Here is a 17036-nt window from a genome sequence, read left to right as displayed (position 1 = left end):
TGGTCGGGTGAAGGGACGAGCGGTGGTACAAGACGGGAACCTCCCACTGATCATCGATGGCGCCCGCGCGACGCGGGCATCGGTCGCCGAACTGCCGAAAGAGCTGACAGAAGCGCTCCGGACCGGCGAGTTCCACCACGCCCTGAGACTGGCGATCGCCTACCGCGGCCTCTCTCTGGCGCGGCTTCGCGCCCACTTGGCCCTGCGCGGCGTCCAAATCGGACAGTCGACGCTGAGTTACTGGCAGCGCGGGCTCCGGCAGCCCGAGGTGCCCAAGGCGCTCCCGGCGGTCCGGGCCCTGGAATCGGTCCTCCAGCTGCCCGCGGACGCCCTGGTGGTGCTGATCGGACCGCGACTGGTCCGCCGCGGGCACCAGCCGGCGGCGTCGTTCCACGACCTGCGTTCCGGTGACATGGGGTCGATCGTCGAGGACCTGCTCGCCGAGCTCGGCGCGTACCCGTCGTCGAACCACTACAACGCCGACCTCGAACTGCTGTCGGTGCACGACACGATCACGTTCGACGCCGAACACCGCCAAGTCAGCCTCCGGACGCGGCTGGTGACCCGCGCCCGGCGGCACGGCCCGGATCGTTACCTGACGGTCTACAACGGCGACCCGGGCTGCCGCATCGACGACGTCGAGCTGATCACCGACGAGGGCTGCCGGATCGGCCGGATGCGCCGCAACCCCGACGCGGACACGATGGCGACGGAGCTGCTGTTCGACCGCAAGCTCGCCGAGGGCGACATCCACGTGTTCTGCTACGAGGTCCGCGACGACTCCGGCTCGGCGTCCCCGGGGTACTACCGGATGCTGCGCGACCGCTGCGCGAGCTACCTCGTGCAGCTCCGCTTCGACCGCAACGCCCTCCCGGCCCGCTGCACCCGCCAGGTCCGCGCCCGCGACGACGCCCTGCCGGTGGTGGCGGAGGAGCTGGCGTGCGACATGGGCGGCGTGAGCAGCGCCTTCTTCAACGACGCCGGGCCGGGGCTGGCCGGGGTCGCGGTGGAGTGGAACTGAGGGGCCGTCGCCGCGTGTCGTCGCCCCGATCACACGTGTCGGCTCCCCCATCACGTGAGACGCCGACCTGATCACGGGTGATCGCCGGTTCGAACCCGGGTTCGCGTGATTGGCGGGCCGACACCTGTGATCGGCGAGCCGACTCTCGTGATTCAAGGGTCGGCACGGGTGATCCCGGCACAGGGGCCGGCCGTCACAGCACCTCGAACCCGTTGGCCTTGGCGGCTTCCGCCTGGCGGTCGTCCCTGGTCACGAAGGTGACCGGCGCGCCGCCGGTCACCTCGGCGACGCCGTGCATCGCGACGGCGATGTGGATCGCGTCGAGGGTGCGAAGCGGGTAGTTCTCGATCACGAGCCGCCGCGCCGCCGGGATCACGCTCTTCGCGTCGAACGGGATGAGGGCCAGCGCACCCCGTGGCGAGGCGAGGTGGTCGAAGTGCGCGAGCACCGGAGCCGGGTCGGGAATGCGCCCGGTCCGCCTCGCGGCCGTGAACGCACTGGCGAACTCGATCCGGGTGAGGTCGCTGCTGAGCACGAGGTCGTCCCCTTCGAGCAGCAGCTCCCGGAGCTTGCCGTGCCCCGGTTCGTCGTGCAGGTACGCCGTGACGAGTGCGCTGGTGTCGGCGTAGAACGCGGTCACCGCTCGCCCCGCGTCCAGTCGAGCGCCTCGGTGACCGTGGTGCCCCAGCCCCGGGACAGCTCCTCGATCTCGTCGAGGGTCGGGACGCCTTCGGGTGGCTCGACGTGCGCGATCCGGCCGTCGAGGATCAGGCGCTGTTTCCAGTCCGCATGGCTTTCGGTGTGCGCCACCACCTCCAGCAGGGCCTCGGTGACCAGGTCGTTCATGCTGCGCCCCTCGGCCTCGGCTCTCGCCTTCAGCCGGGCGTGCAGCTCGTCGTCGATCCGGGTGATCAGTTGCTTCACTTCACCATGATAGCACTTCACCCATTCGTGCTATCACTGTCCGCGGAGCAAAACAGAAAGGCCGCCCCGGACTCGTCCGGGGCGGCCTGACCTGCGAAGACTCAGTAGCGGTAGTGGTCCGCCTTGAACGGGCCTTCGACGTCGACGTCGATGTACTCGGCCTGCTCCTTGGTGAGCTTGGTCAGCTCGCCACCCAGCGCGTCGAGGTGGATCTTGGCGACCTTCTCGTCGAGCTTCTTCGGGAGGCGGAAGACCTCGTTGTCGTACTCCTCGTGCTTGGTGAACAGCTCGACCTGCGCGATCACCTGGTTGGAGAAGCTGTTCGACATCACGAACGACGGGTGGCCGGTCGCGTTGCCCAGGTTCAGCAGGCGGCCCTCGGACAGCACGATGATCGTGTTGCCGTTCGGGAAGATCCACTCGTCGACCTGCGGCTTGATGTTGATGCGCTTGATGCCCGGGTAGCGCTGCAGACCGGCCATGTCGAGCTCGTTGTCGAAGTGGCCGATGTTGCCCAGGATCGCCTGGTGCTTCATCTTCGCCATGTCCTCGACCAGCACGACGTCCTTGTTGCCGGTCGTCGTGATCACGATGTCGGCCTCGGGCAGCGCGTTCTTCAGCGTGCGGACCTGGTAGCCGTCCATCGCGGCCTGCAGCGCGCAGATCGGGTCGATCTCGGTGACGACCACGCGGGCGCCCTGGCCGCGCAGCGACTCCGCCGCGCCCTTGCCGACGTCGCCGTAGCCGCAGACGACCGCGACCTTGCCGCCGATGAGGACGTCGGTGCCGCGGTTGATGCCGTCGATCAGGGAGTGGCGGATGCCGTAGCGGTTGTCGAACTTCGACTTCGTCACCGCGTCGTTGACGTTGATCGCCGGGAACAGCAGCTCACCGGCCGCGGCCAGCTGGTACAGCCGCAGCACGCCGGTGGTGGTCTCCTCGGTGACGCCGCGGATACCCTCGCCGATCTTCGTCCACTTGCCGGTGTCCGAAGCGACCGAAGCGCGCAGCAGCTCGAGGAACACGCGGAACTCGTCCGAGGTGTTCTCGTCCGGGGTCGGCACGACGCCGGACTTCTCGAACTCGGTGCCCTTGTGGACCAGCATGGTGGCGTCGCCGCCGTCGTCGAGGATCATGTTGGGACCCTCGCCGTCCCAGGTGAGCATCCGCTCGGTGCACCACCAGTACTCCTCGAGCGACTCGCCCTTCCACGCGAAGACCGGGACGCCCTTGGGCTCCTCGGTGCTCCCGTGCGGGCCGACGACGACCGCGGCCGCCGCGTGGTCCTGCGTCGAGAAGATGTTGCAGGACGCCCAGCGCACCTCCGCACCCAGCGAGACGAGCGTCTCGATGAGCACGGCCGTCTGGACGGTCATGTGCAGCGAACCGGAGACCCGCGCCCCGCGCAGGGGGTAGACCTCCGCGTATTCGCGTCGCAGGGCCATCAGTCCCGGCATCTCGTGCTCGGCGAGGCGGATCTCCTTGCGGCCGAACTCGGCGGCCTCGAGGTCGGCGACGGCGAACTCGATGCCGTTGCGGGTCTCGTGCCGCTTGGCAACGCTTTCGGGGGTCATAGTGGCGATTCCTCCAAGGCTCGATGACTTCCGAACACTACCGTTGTCCGCTCGACCTTCCCTAGAAGCGCAGGAGGCCCTCACCGTGCCCATGCCCGGCCCGGACACCCGCGTCGTCGAAATCCGCGTCGCCGGGCTGGTCGGCACCAGCGGCGAGACGCTGCTCGACGCCGTCGCGACCGTCGACGTCGCCGGCGACGGGCTGGGCCGCGTGGTCCGCCCGGCCGACCGGCTGCGGCGGCCGGCGCCGGGTCCGGTGCTGCCGGCGCTGGGCCGGTCGATCCCGCGGACCCTCGAAGGCTACCTCTGGCACGGCATGACGTCCGGGGGTGCCGCGAAGGCCACCTGGGCGCTGCTGTTCCCGTTCTCGCTGGCCAACGTCGCGTTCTGGATGCTGCCGCCGGTGCCGCCGGGCCGCCGCCTCCCCCGGGTCCTCGGCGCGGTGTGCCGCGGCCTGCTGCGCGTCGCGGCCCTGCTGCTGACCATGCTGCTGATGGGGCAGCTGGCGGCGATCGCGCTCGACCTGTTCGCCGCGCAGTGCCTCGCGCCCGGCTCGGGCTGCCTCCCGTCGATCCCCGACGGCCTCCGCACGGTGCCCGCGCGCGTCACGGTCGGCGTCCTCCCGCTGCTGCTGGTGATCTTCGTGCTGCACCGGATCTCCTCGGCGAGCTGGGCGGTGCACGCCGAGAGCGACCGGGTCGAAGGCCCGCTGCGGATGCGCACCGGTTCCGGGACGCCGTCCCTGCGCGGCCTGCACACCGTCGCGGCGCTCGCGTCGGTCGCGCTGCTGCTGCTCGGCGGTCCGTTCCGGGTGCCGGGGACCGTCTTCGACCTGGTCGTCTGGATCGCCACGCTGGCGCTGGTGCTCGCCGCGATCGTCGCCGCGGCCATCGGCACGGACGCCGGCCGGATCGCCCGCCGCGGCCTGATCGGGTTCGCCGCGCTGCTGGTCGTCGTGGCCGCGGTGCGGCTGCGCCCCGGCCCGGGCCGGCTGCCGGGCACCAACGGCGTCGTCGAAGGGCTCGGCGCGTCGCTGGTCGCGGTCACCGTGCTGTTCGCGGTGTTCCTGGCCCCGGCCGCGCTGCTGGCCCGGCCCGCCTGGAAGCACAAGCCGCGGCGGCTGCGGCCGTGGGCGGGCGGCTGGGCGGCCGCGCCGGTGCTCGCGCTCGCGGGGCTGCTCGGCGGCGGGTTCGGCGCCGGCCTGGCCGAAGCCGTCCGACGGCTTTCCGGCGCCGACCACCTGCAGGTGCCCGACACGTACCTGCTGGTCACGGTGTTGTGGGGCGCCGGGCTGGCGCTGGCCGCGGTGCTGTCCCTGCTGGGCTTCGCGGTCGCCGTCCCGATCCGGCGGCTGCGCCGGGGCGTCCCGGCGATCGTCGGGCTGATGGAGCACGACGAGCAGCAGGAGGCCCAGGCCGCGGCGGCGTGGGCCCGCTCGGCGTGGGAACGGCGGCACCTGCACCACCTGGCCCTCACGGTCGCGTCGGCGATGTCGGCGGGCGGGGCGGCGCTGCTGGTGCTGCGGTTCGGCTTCGGGCTGGCGCCCGGCTGGTTCGGGCCGCTGTCCGCGATCGGTGTCTTCGCGCTCGGCGCGCTGGCCGCGGGGCTGCTGCGGGTGGTCTACACGGCCGCGCGCACCCCGCAGCGCAGCCGGCACCTCGGCGCGCTGGCCGACCTGGTCTGCTTCTGGCCGCGAGCGGCGCACCCGACCGTGCCGCCGTGTTACGCGCTGAAGGTCGTCCCCGAGCTGACCGCGCGGGTCCGCGAGCACCTCGCCGAGCCGGGGACGCGGGTGGTGCTGTCCGGGTACAGCCTCGGCAGCCTGCTGACGGTCATGGCCGCCGCGCGGCTCTCGGCCGAGCTGCCGAAGACGGACCTCGAGCGCGTCGGCGTGCTGACCGCCGGGTCACCCCTGCAGTGGGGCTACCAGCGGGCGTTCCCCGCGCTGCTGCCCCAGGAGTCGCTGGAGCAGCTCTTCGAAAGCCTCGACGGCCGGTGGCGCGCGCTGTGCCGGGGCACCGACATCTTCGGCGGAGGCGTGACGACGTGGCGGCACGAGGTCTCCGACCGGCAGCTCTACGGCGTCGGGTTCCTGCCCGAAGGCGGCTGCGGTCCGCTGAAGGCGAAGGCCGACGAGAACGGCGTCCTGATCCTCGGCGGCGACCACTGGCTGCCGGACCCGCTGCGCGGCCCGACCGGCCGGCACCGCTGGGCGCCGGGGGTGCTCAGGCACCAGGACTACGTCGTCGACGCGGAGTGGGACCACGCCGTCGCGATGGCGGCCGGGCTGGGCAAGCCGTCCGGCGGTGAACAGGGCCTGCTCTTCGGGGACTTCCCGGGAAAAGCGTGAGGGGCACCTTCAAGGACTTGAACTCCTTGAAGGTGCCCCTCACGAGCACTTCGAGCTAGCTAGCTCAGCTTCACTCGGAAGCCTTGCGGCGGAACTTCAGCAGCGCGAGCAGGCCGCCACCACCGAGCAGCAGCAGCGCGGCGATCCACACCAGCCACATGTTGTCGAAACCGGTGTTGGCCAGGCCGCCACCGGTGCCCGACTCGTTGCCCGCCGGCACCGGGGCCGCGGACGTGGTGCTGGTCGGCTTCACGGTCTCCGACGGGGCCGGGGAGCTCGAGGTCGGCTTCGAGGTCTCGGTCGGCTTGGTCGTCGGCGCGGTCTCGGTCGGCTTGGTGCTCTTGGTGCCGCAGATGTACCAGTCGTCGATCTTCGGCTGCTTGTGCCCGAAGGTCAGGGTCGCCTGCAGGTCCTTCCACGGCGCGGTCTCGGACAGCTTCGGGCCGTTCTGGCCGCTCTTGCCCGGGACGTACTCGTTGAAGCCGTCGTCGCCACCGATGACGATGATGCGCTTCACGGTCACACCGTCGTGGACCTTGTTGATCGTCAGGGTCTTTTCACCGACGCCGCCGGTGAAGTCGACGAGGTTGTCCTTCGGGGTGATCTTGACCTGGTTGTCGGCGCACTTGCTGTGGTTGCGGTCCGGAACCGGGTTGGAGCGGTGGTCGTCGCTGTAGCAGGCCAGCGCGGAACCGGCGGTGCCGATGAGAGCGGCGGTGGTGAGGGCGATGATCGCGGCCGAGCCGCGGAGGGTACGACTACGCATTCAAAACTCCTGTGCCAGGCGGGGAGACACCTTGAAATCTGTGATCGCGGCACCACTAAGCGTGCAAATCGCACTGCTGTAATTCACCCGTCAGTGGCACACGAAGGATCGAAAGGTATCGCACGTCACTCGGCCCGCTACACCGGGTCCCCTTTTGGGCACGATCGGCAAGATCGTCTCGCGGTGCCCGTTCCGCGAAGCTTCAAAAAAACCCCGCCGACCTGCGGAAAGCAGGTCGGCGGGGCGTACACGATCGAGTGGGTGACCTCACTCCTTGGGCGAATTGACCGTATCTTCCAGTTCGCCCGACTGGCGCTTGCCGAGCAGCGAGTGCCGGCGGCTGTAGGCGAAGTAGAGGACCACGCCGATCACCATCCACACGATGAACCGCAGCCAGGTCAGCACGGTCAGGTTCAGCATCAGCCAGAGGCAGGCCAGGATGGCCAGGATCGGGATGAGCGGCACCAGCGGCACCTTGAACGCGCGGGGCAGGTCGGGCCGGGTCTTGCGCAGCACCAGGACGCCCGCCGAGACCAGCACGAACGCGAAGAGCGTGCCGACGTTGACCATCTCTTCGAGCTTGTCGGCCGGGAAGAACGTCGCCGCGAGGGCGACCAGGCCGCCGACGATGATCGTGGCGCGCTTGGGCGTGCCGTTCTCGCCGGTCTTGGCCAGGCCGCGCGGCATCAGGCCGTCGCGGGACATGGCGTAGATGATCCGGACCTGGCCGAGCATCAGCACCATGACGACGGTGGTCAGGCCGGCCAGCGCGCCGAAGGAGATGAGGTTGGCCGCCCAGTCGACGCCGTTGGCGGAGAACGCCGTGGCGAGCGTCTTGTGGCTGCCGTCGCCGGCATCGGTGGCCAGGTCCTTGTAGGACGTCATGCCGACGACCACGAGCGAGACCGCGACGTAGAGCACGGTGACGATGATCAGCGAGCCGAAGATGCCGCGCGGCACGGACTTCTGCGGGTTCTTCGTCTCCTCGGCGGTGGTCGCCACGATGTCGAAGCCGATGAACGCGAAGAACACCAGCGAGGCACCGGCCAGCAGCCCGAAGACGCCGTACGAGCTGCTCGCGCCGCCCGCGATCAGCGAGAACAGCGACTGGTCGACCCCGGTCTCGCCGGCGCCGCCGGTCGAGCCCGGCGGGATGTACGGCGAGTAGTTGGCGCCCTTGATGTAGAAGATGCCGAGGATGATCACGAACAGCACCACGGCGACCTTGATGCCGGTGATCACCATCGAGACCCGCGACGAAAGCTTGGTGCCGACGGCCAGCAGCGTCGTCAGGATCGCGACGACGACCAGCGCGCCCCAGTCGACCGTGACGCTGCCGATGTCGAACGTCGTCTTCGCGCCCTTGCCGAACAGGTAGCCCAGCACCGTTTCCAGGTACACCGACCAGCCCTTGGACACGGCGGCGGCGCCGACGGCGAGCTCGAGGATCAGGTCCCAGCCGATGATCCACGCCATGAACTCGCCGAAGGTGGCGTAGGAGAACGTGTACGCGCTGCCCGCGACCGGCACGGTCGAGGCGAACTCGGCGTAACACAGCGCCGCCAGCGCGCACGCGATCGCGGCGAACACGAACGCGAGCGAGACCGACGGGCCGGCGTAGTCACCGGCCGCGCGCGCGGTGAGCGTGAAGATGCCCGCGCCGATGACGACCGCGACGCCGAAGACCGTGAGGTCCCAGGCGCTCAGGTTGCGCCGGAGCTTGGTATCCGGCTCGTCAGTGTCCGAAATGGACTGCTCGATGGATTTAGTGCGCCACAATCCCGTTCCGGGCACCGTTGACCTCCTGCGGCTGGCTGGCCTGCATGCATCGCAGTAGGTCACCCTAACGGGTCAGGGACTGGTCGGCTTGCCAGAAACGTGGCAGCCGGTCATCGGGCGAGGCTGCGGTCCAGGTCCGGCTCGAGGTAGATGAGCTTCGCGACGGGCACCTTCGAGCGCACACGCGCCTCGGCGTCGTCGATGGCCGTCGCCACCTGCGCGGTGTCGAGGCCGGGCACCAGCGCCAGCTTCGCCGCGACGAGCAGCTCGTCCGGGCCGAGGTACTGGGTGCGGATGTGGATGACGCGCTCGACCTTGCCCGCGGCCAGCTCGTCGACGATCGTCGCGAGGACGCCCGGGTTGGCCCCTTCGCCGATGAGCAGGCTCTTCATCTCGACGATCAGGATGATCGCGATGACCCCGAGCAGCAGGCCGATGCCGAGGGTGCCGACGCCGTCCCAGACCGGGTCGCCGGTGACCACCGACAGCCCGACGCCCAGCAGCGCGAGCACGAGGCCGAGCAGCGCGCCGGCGTCCTCCAGCAGGACGACCGGCAGCTCCGGCTCCTTGGCCTGGCGGATGAAGCCCCACCAGCTGACGTCACCCTTGATCTTCTTCGACTCGCCGACGGCGGTGTAGAAGCTGTAGCCCTCCAGGCCCACCGCGACGAGCAGGATGACCACGGCGACGATCGGCGACTCCAGCGGCTCCGGCTCGCCGATCTTGTGGATGCCTTCGTAGATCGCGAAGGCGGAGCCGAGGGTGAACAGCAGCAGCGCGACGATGAAGGAGTAGAAGTACCGGTCGCGGCCGTAGCCGAACGGGTGGTCCTGGTCCGCCTCGCGCTTCGACGTCTTCTGGCCGAGCAGCAGCAGGCCCTGGTTCGTGGTGTCGGCCAGCGAGTGCACCGACTCCGCCAGCATCGACGACGACCCGGTGACGAGGAAGCCGACGAACTTCGCGGCCGCGATCCCGGCATTGGCTCCGAGCGCGGCGATGATCGCCTTGGTTCCGCCTCCAGCTGACACGACCGCTCCCCGGGTAGGTCCTGAATGTCCGGGTGGAGCGTAATAGGCCGGGTCGCGCCGGGTCGCCACCGGCCGGAAATTCGATCGGACGGCGTCCCGGCCGATGCGTGCCCGGCCCAGTCGATCCGCGCGATCGCGCCCGTTTCTGTCGGTGCCCTCCGCTACCGTGGCCCTCCCTGCTCGCCGGTCTGGGAAGGTGACATGGCGCACTTCGCCGTGCTCGGGACGCTCGCGGTCGAAAGCCCGCCGGGGCGGTGGGCCGTGCTGCGCGGAGCACGGCAGCGCACCCTGCTGGCCGTGCTGCTGCTGAACGCCAACCAGCACGTCCACGCGGACGTGCTGGTCGAAGCGCTGTGGCCGGACGTGCCGCCGAAGTCGTACGCCTCGAACCTGCACACCTACCTCTCGCGGCTGCGCGAGCGGATCGACGGCCTGCGTGTCGAGCACGGGCCGCTCGGCTACCGGCTGCGGGCCGAGCCGGACGAGCTGGACCTGCTCGTCTTCCGGTCCGCCGCCGCCGAGGGGCAGGTCGCCGCGCGGGCGGGGGACGCCGTCACCGCGTCGTGGCACTACCGGCGGGCGCTCGCGCAGTGGCGGGGGCCGGTGCTGGCCGGGCTGCACGTGCCGCGGCTCGACGCCGACGTCGCGCGGCTGGAGTCCGAGCGGCTCGCCGTCTTCGAGGACTGCGTCGACGCCGAACTCACCGCCGGGCGGCACGGGGAGCTGATCGGCGAGCTGCAGGCCATGGTCACCGCACACCCGCTGCGCGAACGGCCGGCCGCGCAGCTGATGATCGCGCTGCACCGGGCCGGGCGGCAGGGTGATTCGCTCGAGGCCTACCGGCGACTGCGGACCACGCTGATCGACGAGCTCGGCGTCGAACCGGGCGCCGAGGCCCGCCGGGTGCACGCGGCCGTGCTGCGCGGCGAGGACCCGGTGCCGCGGCTGCCCGCCGCGCCCGCGCCGGTCTGGCCGGTGTGCCAGCTGCCGCCGGACACCGCGGACTTCACCGGCCGCGACGCCGAGCTCGCCGAGCTCACCGAGGTGCTGGGCAGCGGCTCCGGCGTCCCGGTCGCGGTGCTCAGCGGCGAGCCGGGCGCGGGCAAGAGCACCGTGGCCGTGCGCGCCGCCCACCGGCTGCGGGCGCGGTTCCCGGACGGTCAGCTGTACGTCCCGTCCGGCCCGCGCGACCTCGGTGACGTCCTGGCCGACCTGCTGCGCGCGCTCGGCGTCACCGGCCCGGCCATCCCGGACGACGTCCACGCCCGCGCGGCGGTGTTCCGCGGGCGGCTCACCGACCGCCGGGTGCTGGTGGTGCTCGACGACGCCACCGATCCCGAGCACGTCCGCACGCTGCTGCCGGGCACGCCGGGCTGCGCCGTCCTGGTCACGAGCCGGCGCCGGCTCAGCGGCCTCGCGGGCGCGCACCGGCTGGCCCTCGGGCCGCTGCCGGACGCGGACGCGACGCGGTTGCTGACCCGGCTCGCGGGCGACCGGGTGGCGCGCGAGCCCGCCGACGCGGCGCGCATCGTCGCGGCGTGCGACCACCTGCCGCTGGCGCTGCGGATCGCGGGCAGCCGCTTGGCGATCCGCCCGCACCTGCGGCTCGCCGAGCTGGCCGGCCGGCTGGAGGACGAGGTCCGCCGGCTCGACGAGCTGACCGTGAGCGACCTGGGTGTCCGCGGCAGCATCGCGCTCAGCTACGACGGCCTGCGCCCCCTCACCCGGCGCGCGTTCCGGCTGATCGGCCGCTGCCACAACCTCGACCTGCCCGCCTGGGCCGTCACCGCGCTGATCGACGACCCGGGAGCCGACGAAGCCGTCGAGGAGCTGGTCGAGGCCAGCCTGCTGGAGTCCGGCGGTCCTGACGAGACCGGCGAAGGCCGCTACCGGCTGCACGACCTCGTCCGGCTCTACGCGACGGAGCTGGAAGCGCCCGACGGCGGCGGCCTGCGCACGGTGCTGGCCGCGACCCTCGCGCTGGCCGACACCGCGGCGGCGCGGCTGCCGCGCACGGTGCCGATGCCCGCGCTGGCGCGGGAAGCACCCGCGCAGCCGTTGCCGGGTGAGCTCGTCGAGCGGCTGCTGGCCCGGCCGGAGAGGTGGTTCGCCGCCGAGCGCGCGAACCTGCTCCTGCTCGTCGGCACGCTGTGCGAGCTGGGCCGCAAACACGACGCGCTCCTGCTGCTCGACAGGCTCAGCGGCCACCTGTACCTGCAAGGGCACTACGCGGACATGCGCGCGGCGTACGAGACGGTGCTGGCGGCCGCGGGCGAAGACCGGCCGCTGGCGGCGGTCGCCGAGGCCAACCTGACGCTGTTGCGGCACGCCCGCGGCCAGTACGAAGAAGCCGCCGTCCGCTACCGCGAATGCGCGAAGGAGCTGGAGTCCTACGGCGATCGCCGGACGCACGCGTGGGTTTCGGCGAACCTGGCGCACTGCCTGATCGGGCTCGGCCGCGCGGAAGAGGCGCTGCAGACCGCCGCGGACGCGCGCGAACTGTTCACTGTGGACGGTGAAGCGGCGGAGCTGCACTGGGTGCGGGCGGCGGAGTCGGCCGCCCTGCACCGGCTGGGCCGGGTCGGCGACGCACTGGCCGTCGACGAGGAAACCGTGGTGCTGGCCCGGAAATCCGGCGATCCACGGCAGCTGGGGATCGCGCTTCACGGCGTCGCGTGGTCGTTGCTGCTCAGTGCGCGGGCCGCCGAAGCCGCGACGGCGATCACCGAATCGGTGACGCTGCTGCGGACGACACCGGCGCGTTCGGCGCTGGCGAAGTCCCTGCGCACGCTGGGCGCGATCGAGGCGTTCCGGGGTCGAAGACAGCAGGCCGTCGAGGCGTTCGGCCAGGCCCGTGACCTCGCGCAGGAGCTGGACGAGCGGCCCCGCGAGCTGTCGTGCACCCGCGCCATCGCCGCGAGCTGGATCGGCGAAGGCCGTGCGGCGCAGGCGATCCCGGTGCTGCGCGCGTGCCTCGACGAGTTCCGCGAGATGGGCGGGCGGCCCGCGACGAGCCTCACGTCGCTGGTATTGCAGCGGGCTTACGAAGCCGTCGGCGACACCGCCGCGGCGGCCGAAGCGGCCGCGGAGACGGCGGAGCTCGCCGACCCGCGCGACGCCAGCGCGGCCGCCCTCCGCCGGGCTCTGCTGGCGCTCACCGAGCCGGCCTGACAAAGCGGGGTGGTGCCGCCCCCTCGCGACACCACCCCGAGCCCCCCCTCGAGCCCCCCTGAGCCCCCTCGAGCCCACGGACGCCGGGCGCGGAACGACCGGCGCCACCCCCAGCAGGCCGGCGGCGCGCACCAGCGCACCAGGGTCACCCCCTGGTGAGGATCGTGTCGGAAGGCACCACACGGAACGCACACAGAACGCCGCACGCACGGCTGTGCCCGAAGGGTCGGCTCACGTACCTGCACAGTCGGCTCACGTACCTGAAGGGTCGGCTCACGAACCGACCGTCCGGGTACGCGAGCCGACTCCCTGGGTACGCGGGCCGACCGTCCGGGTACGCGAACCGACTGCCTGGGTACGCGAGCCGACCGTCCGGGTACGCAGGCCGACCGTCCGGGTGCGGGTGTCAGTCTTCGCAGGTGCCGGCGGTCGCGCGGAACAGCTGGGCGCCGGACCCGTCGAGCGGGCGGATCTTCACCGGCGGGTCCGCGGCGGGCAGCCACACCGACTGGCCGCGGCGCAGCTCCACCTTCTCGCCGTCGTCGGCCGTCACCAGCAGGTCACCCGAGGTACAGAGCAGGATCTGGGGGCCGACGCTGTCGACCGTCACCTCGTCGTCCTGGCCTTCGGTCCACTCGACGCGCGACAGCTCGAACTCCGGCGCGTCCGTGCGGTAGATCGCCATGCGGTCGCCCGCGTCGCCGCACTGGACGGGCATCTCGCCGTACGCGAAGTCGACGACCCGCAGCAGCTCCGGGACGTCCACGTGCTTCGGCGTCAGCCCGCAGCGCAGGATGTTGTCCGAGTTGGCCAGGATCTCCACGGCCGTGCCGTGCAGGTACAGGTGCAGGTTGCCGGCCGGCAGGTAGATCGCCTCGCCCGCGCGCAGCGTCAGGCGGTTGAGCAGCAGCGCCGCCAGCACCCCGGCGTCACGCGGGTGCGCCTCGCCCAGCTCCAGGATCGTCCGGCACTCGACCGCGAACTCGCCGTGCTCCTGGACGTGCCGGACGCAGGCGTCCAGCACCTCCGGCAGCAGCGAGTCGAGCGACGACTGCGGCAGCGTGATCCACGTCGTGAACAGCGCGCGCAGCCCCGAGGGGTCCAGCTGCGCCTCGAGCAGCCCGGTGTACTTGCCCAGCCCCGGCGTCTCGATCGCCTTCAGCAGCTTGACCGTGCGCTCCGGCTCACGGAACCCGGCCAGCGCGTGGAACTCCGTCAGCGCGCAGACCAGCTCCGGTTTCGCCGTCGGGTCCGGGTAGTTGCGGTTCGCCGCGTCCCGCGGGATGCGCAGCCGCTCCTCGCGGGCGTGCCCCTCCGCGGCCTGCGCCGCCGACGGGTGCGCCTGCATCGACAGCGGCTCCTCCGCGGCGAGGATCTTCAGCAGGAACGGCAGCCGCCCGCCCCACCGCTTCGCGCAGCGCTCGCCGAGCTGGTTCACCGGGTCGGCTTCGACCAGCTCGAGGAGGCTTCGCTCGGTCCCGTCGGGACCGATGACGTGCGACGGGTCACCCGGGTGGGCACCCATCCACAGCTCGGCCTCGGGGTGCGGCGCGGGGATCGGGCGGCCCAGCAGCTCGGGGATCGCCGTCCGCGATCCCCAGGCGTAGGGCCGCACCGCGTTGCGCAGCAGCTCCACTGTCACCTCAACTCCACTCCTTCGGCGGCTCTCAGGCCGTCACGGGCTCGAAGCGGCCCGCGCCGCCGATGCTGCCCGCCGCCAGCCCGAGATAGACCGCCGCCAGTTCGAACCGCAGCGCCAGCACCGCGGCCCGCACGATTTCGTCCGCCTCGAACTCCTCGGCCGGGGCGATGACGTCCGCACCCGGCAGCAGATCCTCGGCTTGGAAGCGCGCCGCGTCCGTGGCCGGACCGGTTCGCACCGAGAGAAGCAGCACCCGAGTAGGGATGTCACCTGATGGATCGTCCGGATCGGCGAAGATGTCACGCTCCGCGCCACCTGATATCGCCGCCCGCCGCAATGCGGGGCGCGCCAACGCCTGACGGTAATCCTCGACGTCACAGACAGTAGCAGCGTGGGCGGCGAACGCGTGCGCAGCGTGCTCGCCGACGGCGACCGCGACCGGGTCCAGCCCCCACAGCAGCGGCACGCGGTCGGCGACCCGCAGCGCGAGCGCTTTGGCCGGGTTCGCGAAGGAGTCGCGGGCCAGGTAGTCCTTTTCGGCTTCCAGGTCGAGCTGGTCGGCCAGCACCTCGACGTCGGCCACCAGCAGGCCCAGCGCGTTCGCGGTGAGCAGGCCGGCGGCCAGGCCGCGCGGGAACGCCAGCTCGGGCGGCACCGGGATCCGCGGCGCGAGCAGCACGCCCTTGCCGGCCACGGCGGCCGCCACCGGGCCCTCGGCCGGCGCGGAGAGCACCACGGCCGCGCCGAAGCGCGCGGCGCGCTCCAGCGACGCGGCGAGTTCGCGGTCGCCGGGGTCGTCGGTGTGCGCGAAGACGACGTCGAGCGCGCCGATCCAGCTCGGCACCACCTCGGCGACGACCACCGGCACCGGGCACGACGGCGCCAGCAGCGCCGCCAGCAGCCGCGTGAGCGTCCGGCTCACCCCCGGCCGGTCGATCAGCACGACGGCGCGCGGCCGGCCCACGTCGAGGCGGTCGGCCAGGCCCAGCTCGGCCGCGAGCTCGGCGGCCGCCCGCACCTGGGCGCCCGCCATCGCGGCGGCGCGGAGCAGCCCCGCGCTGTCGGCCTCGGCCAGGCGCGCGGGGTCGTCGAGCAGCGTGTCGTCAAGCACCGTCGGCATCGGACGCTTCGCTTTCAGCCGGGCCACCGGTCGCTTCGTCGAGCAGCAGCACCGGGATCCCGTCACGGACCGGGTACACCCGGCCGCACTCGGTGCAGGTCAGGGCGTCGGCCTCGGGGTCGCCCGGGGTCCCGGGACGCAGTGGGGCGTGATCGGGCGACGGGCACGCCAGGATCTCGAGGAGCTGGGCGTCGAGCGTGAGGGCCATGGTTCCTCCATACCACGCGGTGAGGTGGTGAAGGGCACTTCAGGACAACAGTTCGTCCCGCCTGCCCTCCACCGGGACAGGTCAGCTGCGGATGATCGCGAGGACGTCCTCCACCAGCGCCTGCACCGCCTCGGCGTTGGCGGCCTCGACGTTCAGCCGCAGCAGCGGCTCGGTGTTCGAGGGCCGCAGGTTGAACCAGGCGCCGCCCGGCAGCTGCACGGTGAGGCCGTCCAGCTCGTCGATCTCGACGCCGGAGCGGGCCCCGAAGACGTCCTTGACCGACATCATCTTCGCGACCTGGTCGTCCACCGTGGAGTTGATCTCACCCGACGCCGCGTAGCGCGAGTACGCGCTGGTCAGCTCGGACAGCGGGCCGTCCTGCTCGCCGAGCGCGGCGAGCACGTGCAGCGCCGCCAGCATGCCGGTGTCGGCGCGCCAGAAGTCGCGGAAGTAGTAGTGCGCGGAGTGCTCGCCACCGAAGATCGCGCCGGTGCGGGCCATCTCGGCCTTGATGAACGAGTGCCCGACGCGGGTGCGGACCGGCTTGCCGCCGTGCTCGGCGACGATCTCCGGCACGCCCTTGGACGTGATCAGGTTGTGGATGACCGTGCCGCCCGGGTCCTTGGCCAGCTCGCGCACCGCGACCAGCGCGGTGATCGCGCTCGGCGAAACCGGCTCGCCGCGCTCGTCGACGATGAAGCAGCGGTCGGCGTCGCCGTCGAAGGCCACCCCGGCGTCCGCGCCGACCTCGCGCACCTTCGCCTGCAGGTCGACGATGTTCGCCGGGTCCAGCGGGTTGGCCTCGTGGTTCGGGAAGCTGCCGTCGAGCTCGAAGTACATCGGGACGACGTCGATCGGCAGCCCGTCGAAGACGGTCGGGACGGTGTGCCCGCCCATGCCGTTGCCGGCGTCGACCACGATCTTCAGCGGCCGGTTGCCGGACAGGTCGACGAGGTTGCGCAGGTAGGCGGCGTAGTCGGCGAGGACGTCGCGCTCGGAGACCGAGCCGCGCTGGCCCTCGAAGCCGGGCACGCCCTGCTCGACGGTGTCCCGGATCTCGGCGAGCCCGGTGTCCTGGCCGACCGGCGACGCGCCGGCGCGGCACATCTTGATGCCGTTGTACTTGGCCGGGTTGTGGCTGGCGGTGAACATCGCGCCCGGCAGGTTCAGCGAGCCCGACGCGAAGTACAGCTGGTCGGTGCTCGCCAGTCCGATGCTGACGACGTCGAGCCCCTGCGAGGTGACCCCCTCGGCGAAGGCCGCGGACAGCCCCGGCGACGAGTCGCGCATGTCGTGGCCGATCACCACCGCGGGGGCCTCGGGCTTGATGAGCAGCGCGAACGCGGCACCGAAGTCGCGGACGAGGTCCGCGTCGAGCTGCTCGCCGACCACGCCGCGAATGTCGTAGGCCTTCACGATGCCCGAAAGGTCTGGCACGCCGTCTCCCCGCGAA

Annotated in this window: 13 protein-coding genes; 3 read left to right on the top strand and 10 right to left on the bottom strand. The window is 71.8% G+C overall.

Annotated features, from left to right (window positions below):
• Nucleotides 1-22 precede the first annotated feature (22 nt).
• The gene (locus tag ACIOD2_RS10055) at nucleotides 23-1021 is read left to right on the top strand and encodes a hypothetical protein (RefSeq protein ID WP_392773833.1); all 999 of its coding nucleotides are present in this window, start codon (nucleotides 23-25) and stop codon (nucleotides 1019-1021) included.
• Between the two features lie 193 nt (nucleotides 1022-1214).
• Here the strand turns inward: ACIOD2_RS10055 and ACIOD2_RS10050 are convergent, their stop codons facing one another.
• The 3 genes from ACIOD2_RS10050 to ahcY form a co-directional block, all read right to left on the bottom strand.
• A complete protein-coding gene (locus tag ACIOD2_RS10050; protein ID WP_400536444.1) occupies nucleotides 1215-1661 on the bottom strand; it encodes a type II toxin-antitoxin system VapC family toxin in 447 nt (148 codons plus the stop codon).
• A complete protein-coding gene (locus tag ACIOD2_RS10045) occupies nucleotides 1658-1945 on the bottom strand; it encodes a FitA-like ribbon-helix-helix domain-containing protein (RefSeq protein WP_400536443.1) in 288 nt (95 codons plus the stop codon). The genes ACIOD2_RS10050 and ACIOD2_RS10045 overlap by 4 nt, the downstream gene beginning before the upstream one ends.
• A 101-nt stretch (nucleotides 1946-2046) precedes the next feature.
• A complete protein-coding gene (gene ahcY, locus ACIOD2_RS10040) occupies nucleotides 2047-3519 on the bottom strand; it encodes an adenosylhomocysteinase (RefSeq protein WP_400536442.1) in 1473 nt (490 codons plus the stop codon).
• Nucleotides 3520-3610: 91 nt separating this feature from the next.
• Between ahcY and ACIOD2_RS10035 the strand changes: the two genes are divergently transcribed.
• Complete coding sequence (locus ACIOD2_RS10035) at nucleotides 3611-5869, top strand: hypothetical protein (protein ID WP_400537979.1); 2259 nt, start codon at nucleotides 3611-3613, stop codon at nucleotides 5867-5869.
• Nucleotides 5870-5939: 70 nt separating this feature from the next.
• Here ACIOD2_RS10035 and ACIOD2_RS10030 read toward each other — a convergent pair whose 3' ends face one another.
• The 3 genes from ACIOD2_RS10030 to ACIOD2_RS10020 form a co-directional block, all read right to left on the bottom strand.
• Nucleotides 5940-6635: an LPXTG cell wall anchor domain-containing protein gene (locus ACIOD2_RS10030; RefSeq protein ID WP_400536441.1), complete on the bottom strand. Its 696-nt coding sequence runs from the start codon at nucleotides 6633-6635 to the stop codon at nucleotides 5940-5942.
• A gap of 267 nt (nucleotides 6636-6902) precedes the next feature.
• A complete protein-coding gene (locus tag ACIOD2_RS10025; protein ID WP_400536440.1) occupies nucleotides 6903-8429 on the bottom strand; it encodes an amino acid permease in 1527 nt (508 codons plus the stop codon).
• 95 nt (nucleotides 8430-8524) lie between these two features.
• The gene (locus ACIOD2_RS10020; RefSeq protein ID WP_400536439.1) at nucleotides 8525-9442 is read right to left on the bottom strand and encodes a cation diffusion facilitator family transporter; all 918 of its coding nucleotides are present in this window, start codon (nucleotides 9440-9442) and stop codon (nucleotides 8525-8527) included.
• Between the two features lie 201 nt (nucleotides 9443-9643).
• On the opposite strand from ACIOD2_RS10020, the gene ACIOD2_RS10015 reads away from it, so the two are divergent.
• Nucleotides 9644-12613 (top strand): BTAD domain-containing putative transcriptional regulator, encoded by a 2970-nt coding sequence (locus ACIOD2_RS10015; RefSeq protein ID WP_400536438.1) that lies wholly within the window; start codon nucleotides 9644-9646, stop codon nucleotides 12611-12613.
• Nucleotides 12614-13019: 406 nt separating this feature from the next.
• On the opposite strand, the gene manA is transcribed toward ACIOD2_RS10015, so the two are convergent.
• The 4 genes from manA to ACIOD2_RS09995 all read right to left on the bottom strand — a co-directional run bounded on the left by manA (nucleotide 13020) and on the right by ACIOD2_RS09995 (nucleotide 17020).
• On the bottom strand, nucleotides 13020-14249 hold the full coding sequence (gene manA, locus ACIOD2_RS10010) for a mannose-6-phosphate isomerase, class I (RefSeq protein ID WP_400537977.1): 1230 nt from the start codon (nucleotides 14247-14249) through the stop codon (nucleotides 13020-13022).
• 31 nt (nucleotides 14250-14280) lie between these two features.
• Nucleotides 14281-15375, bottom strand: a complete 1095-nt coding sequence (locus tag ACIOD2_RS10005; protein ID WP_400536437.1) for a hypothetical protein — start codon at nucleotides 15373-15375, stop codon at nucleotides 14281-14283.
• Nucleotides 15359-15583, bottom strand: a complete 225-nt coding sequence (locus tag ACIOD2_RS10000; protein ID WP_323323309.1) for a Trm112 family protein — start codon at nucleotides 15581-15583, stop codon at nucleotides 15359-15361. Before ACIOD2_RS10000 ends, ACIOD2_RS10005 begins: the two co-directional genes overlap by 17 nt.
• Nucleotides 15584-15664: 81 nt before the next feature.
• A complete protein-coding gene (locus ACIOD2_RS09995) occupies nucleotides 15665-17020 on the bottom strand; it encodes a phosphomannomutase/phosphoglucomutase (RefSeq protein ID WP_400536436.1) in 1356 nt (451 codons plus the stop codon).
• Nucleotides 17021-17036: the final 16 nt, after the last annotated feature.

It is taken from the genome of Amycolatopsis sp. NPDC088138 (assembly GCF_044741685.1).
Lineage (GTDB): Bacteria > Actinomycetota > Actinomycetes > Mycobacteriales > Pseudonocardiaceae > Amycolatopsis.
The sequence above is the reverse complement of the archived record's forward strand: the minus strand, read 5'-3'. Positions and strand labels throughout refer to the sequence as shown.

Excerpts from the sequence above, each read along its gene's own strand:
- ACIOD2_RS10015 (WP_400536438.1), top strand. The coding sequence starts at position 9,644 with ATGGCGCACTTCGCCGTGCTCGGGACGCTCGCGGTCGAAAGCCCGCCG.
- ACIOD2_RS10030 (WP_400536441.1), bottom strand. The coding sequence starts at position 6,635 with ATGCGTAGTCGTACCCTCCGCGGCTCGGCCGCGATCATCGCCCTCACC.
- ACIOD2_RS10000 (WP_323323309.1), bottom strand. The coding sequence starts at position 15,583 with ATGGCCCTCACGCTCGACGCCCAGCTCCTCGAGATCCTGGCGTGCCCG.
- ahcY (WP_400536442.1), bottom strand. The coding sequence starts at position 3,519 with ATGACCCCCGAAAGCGTTGCCAAGCGGCACGAGACCCGCAACGGCATC.
- ACIOD2_RS10035 (WP_400537979.1), top strand. The coding sequence starts at position 3,611 with ATGCCCGGCCCGGACACCCGCGTCGTCGAAATCCGCGTCGCCGGGCTG.
- ACIOD2_RS10005 (WP_400536437.1), bottom strand. The coding sequence starts at position 15,375 with ATGCCGACGGTGCTTGACGACACGCTGCTCGACGACCCCGCGCGCCTG.